16 protein-coding genes are annotated in these 16822 nt (G+C 60.4%); 11 read left to right on the top strand and 5 right to left on the bottom strand.

Features of this window, described 5'->3' with window-relative positions:
• Nucleotides 1–17: 17 nt before the first annotated feature.
• Both LDN12_RS14100 and LDN12_RS14095 read right to left on the bottom strand, forming a co-directional pair.
• A complete protein-coding gene (locus LDN12_RS14100) occupies nucleotides 18–923 on the bottom strand; it encodes an NAD(P)H-binding protein (RefSeq protein WP_223923297.1) in 906 nt (301 codons plus the stop codon).
• Nucleotides 924–930: 7 nt separating this feature from the next.
• Complete coding sequence (locus LDN12_RS14095; RefSeq protein WP_223923296.1) at nucleotides 931–2493, bottom strand: MFS transporter; 1563 nt, start codon at nucleotides 2491–2493, stop codon at nucleotides 931–933.
• A gap of 190 nt (nucleotides 2494–2683) precedes the next feature.
• On the opposite strand from LDN12_RS14095, the gene LDN12_RS14090 reads away from it, so the two are divergent.
• From LDN12_RS14090 to flgM, 11 genes are all read left to right on the top strand, one after another.
• A complete protein-coding gene (locus LDN12_RS14090) occupies nucleotides 2684–3199 on the top strand; it encodes a cupin domain-containing protein (RefSeq protein ID WP_223923295.1) in 516 nt (171 codons plus the stop codon).
• Nucleotides 3200–3202: 3 nt separating this feature from the next.
• On the top strand, nucleotides 3203–3781 hold the full coding sequence (locus LDN12_RS14085; protein ID WP_223923294.1) for a hypothetical protein: 579 nt from the start codon (nucleotides 3203–3205) through the stop codon (nucleotides 3779–3781).
• A gap of 181 nt (nucleotides 3782–3962) precedes the next feature.
• The gene (lon, locus tag LDN12_RS14080) at nucleotides 3963–6278 is read left to right on the top strand and encodes an endopeptidase La (protein ID WP_223923293.1); all 2316 of its coding nucleotides are present in this window, start codon (nucleotides 3963–3965) and stop codon (nucleotides 6276–6278) included.
• A 163-nt stretch (nucleotides 6279–6441) separates the two neighbouring features.
• Nucleotides 6442–7215: an ABC transporter permease gene (locus tag LDN12_RS14075; protein ID WP_223923292.1), complete on the top strand. Its 774-nt coding sequence runs from the start codon at nucleotides 6442–6444 to the stop codon at nucleotides 7213–7215.
• Between the two features lie 8 nt (nucleotides 7216–7223).
• Nucleotides 7224–7694, top strand: a complete 471-nt coding sequence (locus tag LDN12_RS14070) for an EVE domain-containing protein (RefSeq protein WP_223923291.1) — start codon at nucleotides 7224–7226, stop codon at nucleotides 7692–7694.
• Nucleotides 7691–8443 (top strand): ABC transporter ATP-binding protein, encoded by a 753-nt coding sequence (locus LDN12_RS14065; RefSeq protein WP_223923290.1) that lies wholly within the window; start codon nucleotides 7691–7693, stop codon nucleotides 8441–8443. The genes LDN12_RS14070 and LDN12_RS14065 overlap by 4 nt, the downstream gene beginning before the upstream one ends.
• 186 nt (nucleotides 8444–8629) lie before the next feature.
• A complete protein-coding gene (locus LDN12_RS14060) occupies nucleotides 8630–9712 on the top strand; it encodes an MlaD family protein (protein ID WP_223923289.1) in 1083 nt (360 codons plus the stop codon).
• Nucleotides 9713–9810: 98 nt separating this feature from the next.
• A complete protein-coding gene (locus tag LDN12_RS14055) occupies nucleotides 9811–11298 on the top strand; it encodes a pitrilysin family protein (protein ID WP_223923288.1) in 1488 nt (495 codons plus the stop codon).
• Entirely contained in the window at nucleotides 11295–12719 is a 1425-nt protein-coding gene (locus tag LDN12_RS14050) for a pitrilysin family protein (RefSeq protein ID WP_223923287.1), read from the top strand. Before LDN12_RS14055 ends, LDN12_RS14050 begins: the two co-directional genes overlap by 4 nt.
• A gap of 10 nt (nucleotides 12720–12729) precedes the next feature.
• Nucleotides 12730–13146, top strand: a complete 417-nt coding sequence (locus LDN12_RS14045) for a bacteriohemerythrin (protein WP_223923286.1) — start codon at nucleotides 12730–12732, stop codon at nucleotides 13144–13146.
• Between the two features lie 103 nt (nucleotides 13147–13249).
• On the top strand, nucleotides 13250–13534 hold the full coding sequence (flgM, locus tag LDN12_RS14040) for a flagellar biosynthesis anti-sigma factor FlgM (RefSeq protein ID WP_223923285.1): 285 nt from the start codon (nucleotides 13250–13252) through the stop codon (nucleotides 13532–13534).
• 55 nt (nucleotides 13535–13589) lie between these two features.
• On the opposite strand, the gene pdxA is transcribed toward flgM, so the two are convergent.
• From pdxA to cobM, 3 genes are read right to left on the bottom strand one after another with little or no spacing between them, the layout of a single operon-like run.
• Nucleotides 13590–14606 carry a 4-hydroxythreonine-4-phosphate dehydrogenase PdxA gene (gene pdxA, locus LDN12_RS14035; RefSeq protein WP_223923284.1) on the bottom strand — a complete coding sequence of 339 codons (1017 nt, stop codon included), beginning with the start codon at nucleotides 14604–14606 and terminating at the stop codon, nucleotides 13590–13592.
• Nucleotides 14599–15675, bottom strand: coding sequence for a cobalt-precorrin 5A hydrolase (locus tag LDN12_RS14030; RefSeq protein ID WP_223923283.1), 1077 nt, complete (start codon nucleotides 15673–15675; stop codon nucleotides 14599–14601). Before LDN12_RS14030 ends, pdxA begins: the two co-directional genes overlap by 8 nt.
• 1 nt (nucleotide 15676) lies before the next feature.
• The gene (cobM, locus tag LDN12_RS14025; protein ID WP_223923282.1) at nucleotides 15677–16456 is read right to left on the bottom strand and encodes a precorrin-4 C(11)-methyltransferase; all 780 of its coding nucleotides are present in this window, start codon (nucleotides 16454–16456) and stop codon (nucleotides 15677–15679) included.
• Nucleotides 16457–16822 lie beyond the last annotated feature (366 nt).

The raw sequence follows: 16822 nt of genomic DNA, 5'->3' as shown, positions 1-16822 counted from the left end.
CCTGCGGGAGGCTACCCTTACGGCCCGGTTCCGGCCAACGCCCGGCGTACCGCCTCGTCGTAGGGGGTGAGCCGCAGTGGAATCAGTTCGCGAATGGCGTGTTCGCGGCAGACCACCTCGTTGCTCAGCCCTTCGATGAGCGGCATGGAAACCGACGGCCGCACCGGCGTAATCAGTCCGACCCAGTAGGACGAAAGCTTGGGGGTCAACACCGGCACCGGCAGGATATGGAGGGTTTTCCCCTCAATGCGGGCAAAACGCTCCATCATCTCCCGGTAGGTCAGTACCTCGGGGCCGCCGATGTCGAAGATCCTTCCTGCAGTGCGTTCATCCGCCAGACAGCCGGTCAGGTAGGCGATCACGTCGTCCACGGCGATGGGCTGACAGCGGGTCGAAACCCACCGCGGGGTAATCATCACCGGCAAGCGTTCCACCAGGGCCCGGACCATTTCGAATGAGGCGCCGCCCGCCCCGATGATTACGGCGGCCCGCAGAACGGTCGTGGCAAAATGCCCGGAGGTGAGGATCCCGGCTACCTCCCGCCGGCTCTTGAGGTGTTCCGACAGGTTATCGCCGGTTTCCCCCAACCCGCCCAGATAGATCACCCGCCGCACACCGGCCTTTTCGGCAGCCCGCACCAAATTACCCGCCGCTTCCCGGTCGCGCTGTTCGAAACCGGCTCGGCCGCCCGCCATGGAGTGCACCAGGTAATAGACGCTGTCGACCCCTTCCAGAGCCCGTGCCAGTGACGACGGCACCAGCATATCGGCCCGCACGACCTCGGCGGCCCCGGGAATTCCCGTGCCCGCCCCCCGTACCATGCAGCGCACGTTGAGCCCCTGAGCCAGCAGCTCCTTGACAAGCCGACGGCCGATGAACCCGGTCGCACCGGTAATGAGGATGACGTTTTTCTTCCTGGCCATGAGAAGGTTATTGTGCCACAACTTCACCGGATGGCAAGGGGGGTGACCTTCGTCCCCGTTCCAGCAGCGCGAAGGCTAACGCCATCACGGCATAACCGGCTGCCAGATGCCAGACAATCGGCGTCGGGGGCGACAGTGGCGAAAAGAGCGCCCCCGAAGGGAGCGGAGAGTGGATCACCCCGCACAGGGAAAACAGGGCGCAGATCAGGAGATAGAGCGCCGCCCGCCCCGGCCGGTGGTCGAGGACATGGGAAAAGGCTGCGCCCCAGAGCAGTGACGTGACAATGAAGCCGTTCCCCAGAAGGGTCGTGGCATTGTAGGTTGCCAGCAATTCTCCCGAGAGGTCGGCGCTGCTCTTGCCCAGTCCGCCCAGCATCTGGCCGAACTGGATCGACACCAGACAGGCGATTGCCGGGACAAAGGAGATGGCAATGGCCCGGTAATGCTTGTGGGGGGTGGCTTCAAAGGCCTGTGCGGTGATTTCGATCCCGATGAAAATCAGGATCGGCGCCACCGCGGCCTCGGGCAGAAGATTGACGAAGAACGAGAGATAGCCGAGCATCCCCCCCAGGCCTATGAACAGGGCCGTGGCGATGGTGTAGCCGGACCGCCCCCCCATCTCCTTGTAGGCCGGATGGCCGATGTAGGGACAGGATTGGATCACGCCGCCGCATATGCCGGCCACCAGGGTGGCAAACCCCTCCACCAGGAGGACATCGCGGGTGTTGTAATCGTCGCCGGCCACGGCCGCGCTTTCGGTGACATCCACGCCGCCGACCACCGTAGCCAGGGCAAAGGGGATCGCCAGCGGCAGATAAGCCAGGGCTTTCGTCAGGCCGGGCACGAATTCCAGGGTCGGCAGCGGCAGATGCAAGGACACCTCGAATGGCCGGAACACGGCATGTCCTGCGCCGGGTAACAGATCGAAGGCGGACAGCAGGTAATAGGCGACGGTGCCGCACAGCATGCCGGCCAATGCGCCCGGCATCCCCAGAGGGAGCCGGAAACGGGCCAGAAGCGAAATAAAAACGATACCCAGGGAGAGGAAGCCGACCACCGGCGAGGCGAAGAGCTTAAGAAACGGCAGGTAGGCGATCAGGAGCAGCGCCACTGCAGCAATGCTCCCCAAGAGGGCGGCCCGCGGGACGGCACGACGCAGGGCCGGCCCGCAAAAGGAAACGGCGATCTTGAAGACCCCCATCAGGATGATGACCCCCATGGCCACCTGCCAGGTGAAATAGGCATCCTTGCTCGCCAGGTAACAGGGGCCGATCACGCCGAAGGCCAGGCCGAAGGTGGAAGGGGTATCCAACCCCAATGGCATGGCGGTCACATCCGTCCGTCCGGTGCGTCTGGCCAGGCGCCAAGCCATCCAGGAGTACAGCAGGTCGCCCACCAACACCCCCATGGCGCTGCCGGGCAACATGCGGTACAGTACGATCTCGCGCGGCATGCCAAAAGCGCCGGTAAGAATGGCGGCCATGATGACCAGGCCGGACACATTGTCCAGCATGAGACCGAAAAAGGCGTTGATATCGCCGACAGCGAACAGGCGTGGTTTGTGGGGCATCCCTGCAACCTCCCGATAAAGGTCTGCAAAAGGTGCCATATCCTAAAAATGATTGCAATATCTCATACCAATGGCAGAATGGGATACATTCGACGGCGCTCCCCGCCCGGAGCATGGAGGCCTGCTTCCGTTGCCTACGGGCAACTACCTTCGTTACGATTAAAAGCCCCTGCAAAGGGGGAGGCACATCATGCCCATCTGCACCCATACCGCGGCTTACTGGATCGAAAGACTGCACCTTGCCCGCCATCCCGAAGGCGGTTGGTTCCGCGAAACCTATCGCGCCGCCGAGGCCATCCCCGAGGCCGGCCTGCCGAGCCGTTTTCAAGGTGAACGGGCTTTTTCCACCGCGATCCACTTTCTTTTGGAGCGGGATGACTTCTCGGCCCTGCACCGCCTCAAATCAGACGAGATGTGGCACTTCTACGACGGCGCGCCCCTGACGGTGCACCTTGTCGCCCCGGACGGCGGGCACCGACCCTTCCTGCTCGGCCGAGATCCGGAAAAGGGGGAACTGTTCCAGGCCGTGGCGCCGGCCGGCTGCTGGTTTGGGGCCGAGGTGGCCGGCTCCGGCGATTTTACCCTGGTGGGCTGTACCGTGTCGCCCGGCTTTGATTTCAGTGATTTCGAGATGGGTAGCCGGAGCAACCTGGCAGAACGTTTCCCGCAACACGAGGCGCTTATCAGGCGCCTGACCAGGAGCTAGACAATGTCATTACCCCGCCATCAGGAAATCGCCTGCCAGCAGGTTCTGGTGGAGGATTCATCGGTATTCTCCATTCAGTGGAGTGTCTTTCCGGCCCATCTTGCGCTGCAACTCACGCCCGACATACTTCTGAAACGCTACCTGGCCTACATCCGAAGGTGCACCGCCACCATCATCCGCCCCCATTGCTCGGCCTCGGAGATCCAGTTCCGCTTGTTCGGCAGCCGCTGGAGCCTGATCAGCTTTCTGCCGCCGGTTCTCGAGCAACAGGCCGTCGTGCTGCGCATCTGCGGCGGCATACTGGTGCAGCCGGGCCAATGCGGGCGTGGCGAACTGCGCTTCAGCGTCAAGGAACAGCCGGACGGCATCCGGGTCTCGCTGGAACTCTCCGAGTATTGCCCGCTGATCCTCGGCAGCCCCACACCCTCCACCTTCCGCCGTCTGCTCTATCGCCTTTCCCAGGCAGCCATCCACCGTCTGGTGACGGTACGTTTCCTGGCCCTGCTCTATCGGGAACTGGCCGGACCGGGTGCCCGCGTTCGCGTGGTGGGTGTCAAGGTGCGTGAGGGAGAGCCGGTTTAGCGGGCTGTTGTAAATCCGCCGCGGGCAAGTGGCTTTTCACATAACAGCCTTACATCACTAAAACCAAATATTCGCTCCGGCAGTATTGATCGTTTTTAGATTGAGATTTTTGAATAAGCCTTCAAAATATGTTACAAGATAAAATACGGTTATCATTCCCGCAGACAAGGAACCATCTTCCATGCCTCATACCAACATTGAAATACCTGAAAGGCTGCCACTCTACCCCCAGAAGGAGATGGTGCCATTCCCCTACATGATCTTCCCGCTCTACGTGGACGAACGCGAATTGCAGGTATTCTCCGAAGCCGACAACTACGAGAAATACGTGGCGATCGTGCTGTTCCGCCCGGATGCCCCCGGCAACAGCACCATGGAGGACATCAGCGAGATCGGGACCCTCTGCCGGGTCAACCAGATCAAAAAACTGGGTGACGGCAGATTCAAGGTGACCCTGGAGGGAATGGCCCGGTTGCGCATCCTGAGCATCGAGCAAACCGCTCCGGTCATGCTGGCCCATTGCGAACTGGTGCGGGAGTTCGTGGAGAAAAGCCTGGTATCCGAAGCTCTGGTACAGAGCCTGAACGCCCTGTTGAAGATCTCCCTTTCCCATGGCAAGCCGTTGCCGGATGACGTCATGAAGATGATCGACTACATCGACAACCCGGCACGCCTGTCCGACCTGGTGGCGCTGTACGTCAACCTGCCGGCCGCCGACCTGCAGGAACTGCTGGAAACGGTCGATCCCCTGGACCGCCTCAAAAAGGTCTACGTTCACCTGACCAACGAAGTCCAGCGCATGCAGATCAAGAACGAGGTCTCCAGCGAGGTTACCCGCAGGGTCGGTAAGAATCAGAAGGAATATATTCTGCGCGAGCAGATGAAGCACATCCAGGAGGAGTTGGGGGATGAGGACCCCCGCGCCTCGGACATGAACGAGTTGCGACGGCTGATCGAGGAGGCCGGCCTGCCGGAAGAGGTCCAGAAGATCGCTGACAAGGAGCTCAAACGGCTGGAACGGATCAACCCGGCCTCCCCCGAGTACACCGTATCCCGCACCTACCTGGACTATCTGGCCGGCATGCCCTGGAACAAATCCTCCTCCGACAGCCTCGACATGGTCAGGGCCGAAGAGATCCTCAACGAGGATCACTACAACCTGAAAAAGGTCAAGGAACGCATTCTGGAATTCCTGGCGGTACGCTCTCTCAGGGAGAACATGAAAGGGCCGGTGCTCTGTTTCGTCGGCCCCCCCGGCGTGGGCAAGACCAGCCTGGGCAAATCCATCGCCCGGTCCCTTGGCCGCAAGTTCGTGCGCATCTCCCTGGGCGGGGTACGGGACGAAGCCGAAATCCGCGGCCATCGCCGCACCTACATCGGAGCCCTGCCCGGCCGGGTCATCAAGGAACTCTTCCGTTGCGGCAGCAACAACCCGGTCTTCATGCTGGACGAGATCGACAAACTGGGGCTGGACTTCCGCGGTGATCCGGCTTCAGCGCTTTTGGAGGTGCTGGACCCGGAGCAGAACTTCTCGTTCAACGACCATTACCTGGATGTCCCTTTTGATCTGTCCAAGGTCATGTTCATCACCACCGCCAACCAGCTCGATCCGATCCCCGGCCCGCTCAAGGACCGCATGGAGGTCATCCGCCTGGCCGGCTACAGCACCGAGGAAAAGCTGCACATCGCCCGCAACTTCATCATCCGTCGCGAAATCGAGGATAACGGCCTCACCAACACCCCTCCGGAATTCCACGACGAGGCGATCCTGAAAGTGATCAGCGACTATACCCGCGAGGCAGGCGTACGCAACCTGCAACGTACCATCGGCTCCATCTGCCGTAAGATAGCCAAGGAGATCACCCAGAAGAAGGACCCGCGCAAGGAGATCACCCCCGAGGTGGTGACTGAACTGCTCGGACCGCGTAAATTTCACAACGAGGTGGCGGCCGAGGATGATCGGATCGGCGTGGTTACCGGCATGGCCTGGACCGAGACCGGCGGCGACATCCTGTTCGTGGAAGCGACCAGCATGCCGGGCAAGCCGGAATTGATCCTGACCGGTTCCCTGGGGGACGTGATGAAGGAATCGGCCCGGGCCGCGCTCTCTTACGTGGAGGCCCACTACAGCGATTTCGGCATCGCCCCGGACGCTTTCGAAAACCGCGCCATCCACATTCATGTCCCATCGGGCGCCATCCCAAAGGATGGCCCGTCCGCCGGCGTGACCATGGTCACGGCCCTGGTGTCGCTCCTGACGAACAGACCCGCCAAGCGCAATGTGTCCATGACGGGCGAGATTACCCTGACCGGCAGGGTGCTGGCCATCGGCGGCCTCAAGGAAAAGGTGCTGGCCGCCCACCGGGCCGGTGTCAGGAAGATCATCGCCCCGGACCGCAACCGCGATGACCTGGAGGATATCCCCGAGAACGTGCGCAAGGAACTGGAGTTCACCTTTATCCACGAAGCCGCCGAGGCTGTGGCCGTGGCGCTGTAGGGGGGTTGTTGAAAAACAGCCATCTCGCCGCCATCCTCGAATACCCTTTCGTGCGGCGTAGCGCTGCTACGCCTCCTCGGTGTATTCTGCGGGTGCGACGATCTGACTGTTTTTGAACAACCTGTTTTTTCAACAGCTTTTTAAGGCGTTTAAAAGGTACTGAATGAACATCACCTTCATCGACAGGGTCATGCTGCGTTTCTTCGCCGAACTCCAGGGGTGGTTTGCCCTGGCGGCCAAGACCTTCGTCCGCATATTCCGGCGCCCCTACTACTACCGCGAATTCGCCGTACAGTTCGACAAGCTCGGTTTTTCCTCCCTGTTCATCTGCATGCTGACCGGCCTGTTCACCGGCATGGTCATGGCCCTACAGGCCCTGGTCCAACTCAAGCCCTTTGCCGCCACCAGCTACGTAGGCGGCATGGTGGCCGTAACCATGATCAAGGAGTTGGGTCCGGTACTGGCCTCCCTGATGGTGGCCGGCCGGGTCGGGTCCGCCATCACCGCCGAGCTGGGCACCATGGTGGTCACCGAACAGGTTGACGCCATGCGGGTAGAGGGGACCGATGTCGTCAAGCGTTTGGTGGCTCCGCGGCTGAAAGCCATGCTGCTGGCCCTGCCGCTGCTGACCGCGGTGGCCGATGCCATCTCGCTCCTGGGTGGGTATATCATGTCTTCGGGCTACGGTATCAACCCCACCATGTACCTCAAGGGCATTCCCCAGTTCATGGTCTTTCAGGACCTGATCGAGGGGTTGGTCAAACCGACCGTATTCGGCTTCCTGATCGCCATGACCGGCTGCTACGTGGGGCTTAACACCCGCGGCGGTGCCGAAGGGGTGGGCAACGCAGCCAAACAGGCGGTGGTGATCTCGTCGGTGCTGATCCTGATGTTCGATTTTTTCCTGACCAAGGTCTTCGTGGCCTTCAGGGGATAGGCAAAACCATGGCATTCTGGCTTTTCAAAACCGAACCGGGCTGTTTTTCCTTCGACGACCTGAAGGCCCTCCCGGACATGACCGAGCACTGGGACGGGGTGCGCAATTACCAGGCCCGCAATTTCCTGCGCGATCAGATCAAACCGGGCGACGGCGTGCTGTTTTACCACAGTAATATCCCCGAGCCTGCCGTTGTCGGCATTGCGGAGGTAGTGCGGGAGGGATATCCCGATTTCACGGCCCTTAACCCGGAGAGCGATCATTTCGATCCCAAGGCGTCGCCCGACAACCCGATCTGGTATATGGTGGACGTGCGCTATGGCGCGCCGCTGCCCCGGCCGGTTTCCCTTGAACAGATCAAGGCCAACCCCCTCCTGGCCGGAATGCCGCTGGTCAAACGCAGCCGCCTCTCGATTCAGCCGGTTTCGGCCGATGAATGGCGGATCATCCTGCTCATGGGCGGAGCGGAGTCCTCATGAGCGGCAGCGATTCCATCCGCATGGAGAAGCTCTGCTACTCGGTTGGCGGCCGCAAAATCCTGGAAGATTTCGACTTCTGCCTGGAGCGGGGCGTCAACCGTACCATCCTGGGGGTGAGCGGCGCCGGCAAGACCACCATCCTCAAGCTGCTCCTGGGGCTTTTACCCCCCCAATCCGGGCGGGTTTGCATCGGCGATGTCTGCATCACCGGCCAGCCGGAGTCGGCATTCAGCGAGCAACGCAAACGGATCGCCATCGTCTTCCAGGGGGGGGCACTGTTCGACTCCATGACCGTGGGCGAGAACGTGGGCTACCGTCTGTTTGAGGAGGGAAGGCTTTCGGAGGGGGAAATCGAACGGATCGTGCGGGAAAAGCTCTCCTTCGTGGGCGTGGAGCAAGCGGTCGATCTCTATCCGGCCGAGCTGTCGGGCGGCATGAAGAAACGGGTGGCCATCGCCCGAGCCCTGGCCGCCAACCCGGATTACATCTTCTTCGACGAGCCGACCACCGGCCTCGACCCCATCGGGGTCTATAACATCTGCAACCTGATGCAGCGCCTGCAGGCCGAGGGAAAGACCACCCTGATGGTCACCCACGATCTGGCGACAGCCTTCGCAACCTCGGAACGCTTCACCTTCCTGCACCAGGCGCGGATGATCTTCGAGGGGACCGAGGTGGAGATGCGGGCCAGTACGATCCCGGAAGTGCGGGAGTTCTTGCTGCCGACGAAAGAGTCGCTGTTTGTATGAACACCGCATTATTACCGAAAAAATCATAAAGCGAGAAAGGCTGACGTCCGCCACAGAGACACAGAGGTTCACAGAGAAAAGCACAAGGCTCCATTATCTGGAATCATTGTTTTTTATCTTACTCCTGATTTTCTCTGCATCTCTGTGGCAGATTGTGATTTCAAACCTGAACAGGTGGGAATGAATATGGAACGAAGTAATAAGATAGGCTGGGCCCAGGTACGTGCCGGCGTGTTCATTTTCATCGCCCTGATATTCGTTGCCGGCGGGGTGCTGCTGATGGGGCAGAAGAACAAGATGTTCGTCCCCAAGGGAAGGCTGCAGGTGGTAATGGACGATGTGGCCGGCCTCAAGGAAGGCGCTCCGGTCTGGCTGTCCGGCGTGGATGTGGGAGTCGTGACCGATATCCGCTTCGCCAATCCAAAGCAGAACAACGAGGTGGACATCCGCCTGGAGATCGATAGCGAAGCGCTGAAGAAGATCGGTACGGATTCGAAGATAACCATCAAGACCCGGGGGCTCATGGGGGAAAAATATGTGGACATCACCCCGTCGCAGCAGTACTCCGAGACACCCGCCACGGTCCTGCGCGGCACACCGGTCGTGAAACTGGATGACGTCATGGCGAAGGCCGGAACCACCTTCGACCGCCTGAACACCATCGTGGACAACATCACCCAGGGCAAGGGAACCCTGGGCAAGCTGACCACCGACGCCAGCCTCTACACCAACATCGTCAACCTGACCGGAGAACTCCACGCGCTGGCAATCACCATCAACCGCGGCGAAGGGACCTTGGGCAAATTGAACCGCAACCCCGAGCCCTACAACAAACTGGTCAGCATCCTTAACCGGGCCGACAAGACGCTCCGGGACATCCAGGAGTCAAACGGCACCCTGAACAAACTGATCTACGATAAAGCGCTCTACGACAAGTTGGTGACCCTTGCGGAAAAGAGCAATGAGGCTGCGGACTACGTGCGCGAATTGAACAAGAAGATCACGTCCAAGGACAGCACCCTCGGCCTGTTGATCAACGACCGGGAGTTCTACGACAAGGGTTTGTCGCTCCTGAACCGGGCCGACAACTCGGTCAAGTCCATCGAGGAGGTCACCGCCAAGATCAAGAGCGGCGAGGGGACGGCCGGCAAACTGGTGACCGACAAGGAATTATACGAGCGCATGAACCACATGGTGGACAACCTGGACGCCCTGGTAAAGGATTTCAAGGAGCATCCCCGCAAATACATAAAATTCTCGTTGTTTTAAATTGCCCATCATCTTACCATTAATAAACACGGTGCCCGGCATCCGGGCAGGGTGCGGGCACCGTGTCTAATTCAAAGAAAAACCAGAGGTAAAAACCTATGAAACGGATGTGGTTGTTTATCATAGCGCTCTGCCTGTGCTCAACCAACCTCTTCGCCTCGGGGCTGGAAGACAAGGTCGTCGAGCATACCATGAAGAACGGCATGAAACTCCTTCTGGTGGAGCGTCATACATCTCCGACCGTGGCGGCCTGGATCCGCTTCCGGGTGGGGAGCGTGGACGAGCGCAGCGACGAGCAGGGTATTGCCCACATGCTGGAGCATATGCTGTTCAAGGGCACCACCACCCTGGGGACAAAGAACTATGCTGCCGAAAAGCCGCTTCTGGACAAGATCGAACAGACCGCCCAGGCCATGATCGCCGAGAAGGCCAAACGGGACCAAGGGGACAAAATCAGGATTGCCGCATTGGAGAAACAACTGGCGGCGCTGGAGGCCGAGGCGTCCCAGTACGTCATAAAGGATGAGTTCTTCGAACTCTACGCCAAAAACGGCGGTGTCGGATACAATGCGTTCACCAGCCGCGACGGCACCACCTATCTGATCAATCTGCCCGCCAACAAGCTGGAATTGTGGGCAGCCATCGAGTCCGACCGCATGCAGAACGCCGTACTGCGCGAATTCTACTCGGAACGCGCCGTGGTGATGGAAGAGCGCCGACGCTCCACCGACGCCGACCCGGAAAGCAAATTGTGGGAGACCTTCATTGCCTCCGGCTTTCTGGCCCATCCCTACGGCCACCCCACCATCGGCTGGATGCCGGATATCGAGAACCTGACCCGCACCAAGGCGGAACGGTTCTTCCACTCCTACTACGGCCCTCAGAGCGCCATCGTGGCCATCGTGGGGGACATTGACACCAAGGCGACCATCGCCCTGGTGGAGCGTTATTTCGGTGACATACCTCCCGGAAAGAAACCTGCGCCCGTCACGGCCGAAGAACCGAAGCAGGAAGGGGAGCGGCGCATCGAACTGGTGGCCGAGGCCGAACCGACCTTGATGATCGGGTTCCACAAACCTGCCATCAATGCCCCCGATGACTACGTCTTTGACGTGATCAACATGATCCTGGGTAACGGCCGGACCTCCCGTCTGTATAAAGATCTGGTCATCGAAAAACAGATCGCGACCGAGGTAGGGGTCTTCGACGCCCCCGGCAGCCGTTATCCCAACCTCTTCATTGTCAATGCCAATCCCCGCGCTCCCCATACGACCAGGGAGGTGGAGGAGGCCATCCTCCATGAACTGGAACTGCTCAAAACGGAGCCGGTGGCCGAACGGGACCTCCAGCGCGTCCTTAACAAGATCGAGTATGAGGAGGCCCGCCGGATGGGCACCAACGGCGGTCTGGCCCGCAACCTGACTGAGTACGAGGCGGTCGCCGGCACGTGGCGCTACATGACCGAATACCGCCGTAAGGTGGCATCGGTCACCGCCGCCGATATCCAGCGGGTCGCCCGGAAATATTTCACCAGGGAAAACCGCATGATTGGGTCCATCACCAAAAAGGGGGAGGAAGGCACATGAAACGACTGATCATCTCCCTCTTGTTCCTTTTCGCGGCAGGTGCGACCGCAGGTGCCGCCGGCGGGAAGGCCGACCCCCGCACCATGAGCTTCCCCGAGCTGCGTTTCGAGATACCCAGGGCCGAACGGGTGATGCTGGAATGCGGCATGCCGGTCTACCTGCTGCGGGACACGGAACTGCCCATTGTCAACGTCACGGCCCTGGTCCACACCGGATCGGTCTATGAACCGGCCGCCAAGGCCGGCCTGGCTTCCCTGACCGGCAGCGTCATGCGTAGCGGCGGCGCCGGCGGGCTCTCGCCGGAAAAGATGGACGACGAACTGGAGTTCATGGCCTCTGCTGTGGAAAGCGGCATTGGCCCCGATATGGGCACGGTCTCCCTGACGTCGCTCACGAAGAACTTCAGCCGTACCCTGCGCATCTTCAGCGATGTGCTTTTGCGGCCCGACTTCAGCCAGAAACGGGTAGATATCGCCCGCAAACACCTGATCGAAGGGTTGCGGAGACAGAACGACGACCCCAAGGGGATTGCCGAGCGGGAGCTTGGTCGTGCCATCTATGCCGGCCATCCCCTGGGGGTTGTCCCTACGTTTGCTTCGGCCAACGCCATCACGCGCCAGGATATGGTCGATTTCCACCGCCGTTTCTTCCGGCCGGATTCCATGATCCTGGCTGTGTCGGGCGATTTCGACCGCACGGCACTGCTCAAGGAGTTGAACGCCGTTTTCGGTAAACCGAGCCCGACGGCATCGCCGGCCCTACCGGACATCCCGCAGCCGGTGACCGACTTCCGGCCAGAGGTGATCTACGGCAAAAAAGAGGTCAACCAGACCGTGATCCGTCTGGGGCACCTGGGGATAACCAAAGACGATCCCGATATCTACGCCCTGCGCATTCTGGATTACATCCTGGGAGGCAGTTTCACTTCGCGCCTGACCATGGAGATCCGTACCAACCAAGGATTGGCCTACAATGTGGACAGCCGTTTCGACGTCGGCCGGCGTTTTACCGGTACCTTCCTCGCCGAAACCGAGACCAAGGCTGAATCCACCGGCAAGGCTATCTCCCTGATGGAGGGGATCATCGCCGGCATGACCAGGGAGCCGGTCAGCGACCAGGAGTTGAAAGCCGCCAAGGAATATATCATCAACTCCTTCATGTTCGGTTTCACCAGCCCGGCCTCGATCGTGACCCAGCGGGCGCGGCTGGAGTTCTACGGTTATCCTTCCGGCTACCTGGAGGGCTACCGCGACAATATCGCCCGGGTAACGAAAGAGGACGTGCTCGCCGCCGCCCGAAGGCATCTGAAGCCCGAGGCCTTCAAACTGGTGGTGGTGGGCGATGCCGCCAAATTCGACAAACCGCTCACGGCCTTCGGCGCTGTGCGCGAACTGGACCTCAGGCAGCAACCCGAAAGGTAAAGGAGGGACTATGGCATTTCCCGAATGGGATGAAAGCATGGCACTGGGCCTTCCCGTCGTCGACGCTCAGCACAGGGAGTTGATCGACTGGATCAAGGTGCTCAACGACGCGGTGCAGAAGGGGGAAGGTGCCCGGATCATCGACGATGTGCTCCAGAAACTGATCGGCTACGTACAACATCACTTCTCCGATGAGGAGCACTTGATGCTCTCCCATAATTTTTCCGGATTTTCGAGCCACCGTCAGGAACACGATTTTTTCGTTACCAGGCTCATGAATATGCACACCAATATCGAAAACGGCGAAGAGTTGAGCGCCAAGACCCTGGACTTTCTGATCGAATGGCTGATCCACCATATCAAGGGGACCGACCAGGACTACGGCCGCTTTATCCGGATGCCGCGGGGAGTTCCAAATTCAATTTAGAACTTGTCCGTAAATAATCTTGTTCGGATAAGTTCTAAAGCTTTAACCCCGCTTTGCCGATAAATAGTAAAGATGGATGAATAAGATCGGAGAGGAGGCCGCCATGAAAATCGATACCGGGATTAGATCCCTGACAGGGACACAGGATAAAACAATCAAAGGTTCGACTGCGCGGAAGAGCTCCGAGTCCCAATCGACGCAGGAGGAGGGCGACGCATTCAGCGTAAAACTCTCATCGACTACGGAAAAGCTTTTGTCAAGCGCCCCCGCGGAAGACACCATTCGCTGGGAGAAGGTAACCTCCATCAGGGACCAGTTGGCCGCGGGTACCTACAATATCAGCGGCAAGGACGTCGCGACCAAGATGCTTAACGCCCTTATGGGCTGAAACAAAAAAGCCCCGCCGTTACCGGCGGGGCTTTTTTGTCGGGCGTTTCCCCTCCCTATATCGATCCATCCTTTGCCACTGCCGCCATCCCCACGGCCATCCTGATGGCCGCTACAAGACTCTTCTCCGAGGCCCTACCGGTACCCGCCAGATCATAAGCCGTGCCATGATCCACCGAGGTGCGGATGATCGGTAATCCGAGGGTGACGTTGACGCCATCGTCGAAATGAAGCATCTTGAGCGGTATCAATCCCTGGTCGTGGTACATGGCCACCACCCCATCGTAGGCGCCCTGCTGGGCGAAATAAAAGAGGGTGTCCGCCGAGAGCGGCCCCTGGGCGTCGATCCCCTCGTGCCTGGCCGCTTCGATAGCCGGTACGATGGCCACCTGTTCCTCGTTGCCGAACATCCCCCCCTCGCCGCAATGGGGGTTGAGGGCCAGCACCGCCAAGCGGGGACGGTCCTTGCCGGTCAGGCGACGCACCCCGTCCTCCGTAACCCGGATCGTGGTCAGAACCCGTTCCCGGCTGATCAGGCCGGGGACATCGCGAAGCGCCTCGTGGATCGTCACCAAGCTGACCCTGAGCAGGTCACCGGCCAGCATCATCACATAATCGTCGACCCCGCACAGTTCCGCCAAAAGCTCGGTGTGTCCGTGATAATCATGGCCGGCCCGGTTCATGGCCTCCTTATTGATGGGAGCCGTGGCCATGGCCGCTACCCGGCCTGCAAGGCAGAGTCGGGCAGCCGTGCAGATATAGCGATAAACGGCATCACCTGCGGCCAGCGTCGGCCTGCCGTACTGCACGTCACCTTCGGACAAGCGGGAGAGCGGCAAGAGCGCCATGGTGCCGTCCGGAACCTGGTGCGCCTCCTCGGGTTCCGTGATTTCAGCAATCTCCAGCCGCGAACCGCAGACCTGCACCGCCCGCTCAAGCGCCGTCCTGTCGCCTACGACCAGGGGTGTGCATCCCGCGACGGCCTGGGGATTGCCCAACGCCTTGACGATGATCTCCGGACCGACGGCACAGGGGTCTCCCATGGTAACGGCCAGCAGCGGCTTTTCAGGCATGGGGTTCCTCCTCTTTCAACTCTGCCACCGCCAGGGTGACGTTCTCCGACTTGACCTTCTTCAGCAGCAGCCGGCCGCCGCCCGCTCCCAGTATGGCAGACGGCTCCGCCACGCCCGAGACGCCGACAGCCGCCAGAGCATGCTGCGACGGCGGAGACGGGACCGCCACCGCATTCAATTCATCGGCCCCGAAGCATGCCAGTGGAACGCCGAGCCGCTCCGCAAAGGCGATCAAACCCATTTCGTCCCGCTTGACCGTTACCGTGGCAACCAGCCGCACGCTCTTGCGGGAGAGGAATATGCGCTTGAGCTGGGCCGTGACGAAATCATCGATTTCGTCCACCGTCGTACCGCGATTGCAGCCGATGCCCAACACCAGATTACAGGGGCGCAGGATCAGCAGGTTATCGGGCTGGGTCTGGGGGGGGAGATGGCGGTTGGTCACGAACAGGAAGCCGCGGGCCGGACTGTCCATCGCCTCGGCGAAGGTCTCGTGGAAAGAGGTCCGGCCCCGCCCGCACAGCCAGCAACGCGTCTTCCCCGTGGGATCGACGATGGCAATCTCCTCGTCATCCAGAAGCAGCCTGTTGAGGAGCTTGACCCGGCTGATGTCGTCGATAACCCACCCCTGCTCCTTGGCCAGGAGGTCGAACGAAGGGAGCCCGTTTGCATCCGTGGCCGTAGTGATCACCGGCCGGGCCCCGCAGATGAAGGCGCAGCGCTCGGCCAGTTCGTTGGCGCCACCCAGATGGCCCGCGATGAGGGAGATGGAGAATTTGCCGGCATCGTCCATCACCACCACGGCCGGGTCGGTCTCCTTGGATTCCAGAAACGGTGCAATCATGCGCACTACAATGCCGGCGGCCATGATGAAGACGAGACCGTCGTATTCCTTCCAGAGTGAGGCGACCAGCGCCTTCAGGCCGGCAGGGTCGAAGAGGCGCCTGGTCGTCCCGGCCTGCCCGGCATAGCGGCTGGAAGCGTACAACTCTGCTTCGGGGAGCCCTCCCCGCAACCGTTGTCCCAACTGCACCCCGTTGCGGGTTATGGCGATCACGGCGACGCGCATGTCACCCTATGGCGCTGCCGCGAAAACCGTGGGAGAAACTGTCATCGTAAAGCAACGACCGCGCCTTGAGCCCTTCACGGCGTGCCGCCAACACATCCCCCACGATGATCAGAGCCTGGCGCTCGATGCCGGCCTCGCGAACCTTGGCGGCGATATCGGCCAGGGTCCCTTCGATGATCAGTTCGTCCTCCCAGGAGGCACGGCAGACCACGGCGGCGGCGGTCTCCGGGGAGTAGGCCCCGGCCAGGAGTTCTGCCACCACCCGGTCGATCATACCCACCGAAAGATAGATCACCAGGGTGGCGCCGATACCGGCGATCCGGCTGAGACTTTCCCGCTCCGGTACCGGTGTGCGCCCCTCCATGCGGGTAAAGATCACCGATTGTGACACTTCCGGCAGGGTCAGTTCCTGTTTGAGGGCGGCGGCGGCGGCAAAGGCGCTGGTTACGCCGGGCACCACCTGGTATGTCACCCCCAGTCGGTCAAGGGCTTCCATCTGCTCCTGGATGGCGCCGTAAATCGACGGATCCCCGGTATGAAGCCGCACCACGCTCCTGCCCGCAGAGACTGCATCCATGATGACGCCCATGACTTCGTCAAGGGTCATGCCGGCCGAATCGTACACATCCGCCGTGGCAGCGTAGCGGCGCACCAACTCCCGGTCCACCAGGCTGCCGGCATATATGACCACATCGGCGTGACGTAAAAGTCGGGCGCCCCGGATAGTGATGAGGTCTGATGCCCCCGGTCCCGCACCGACGAAAGAAACCTGCTGTGACATATGAACCTGCTCCTTGTTTTCTTTAACAAAACGGGATGATGGCGGTGCCTGCCTGAACTTGTAGTCCGAAACCGGCCCGGTGTCAAGTTGGAGCACGGAAACGGGCTACCCCTGCCGCTGTTTTTCAATTGACATTTTTCTGGAAAGTATTAGGATAATTTTTATCCTGTTAGGAGTTTTATACGTAAACCGCGAAAGGAGAACCCGATTATGTGGACTGCAAGATTCAGAATTCGTCCGGTATCCCACTGCAAAGAGGGTTGCCCTAGTCGGCCCGCTGTATGACCTGCGGCGGGCGTTCCCCCCAAAAGCCTCCTGCCCCATGGCAGGGGGCTTTTTTTTTGGAGGCAATCTGCTATGATGCCG

It is taken from the genome of Geobacter sp. AOG2, from assembly GCF_019972295.1.
Taxonomy (GTDB): Bacteria; Desulfobacterota; Desulfuromonadia; order Geobacterales; family Pseudopelobacteraceae; genus Oryzomonas.
The sequence above is the reverse complement of the archived record's forward strand: the minus strand, read 5'-3'. Positions and strand labels throughout refer to the sequence as shown.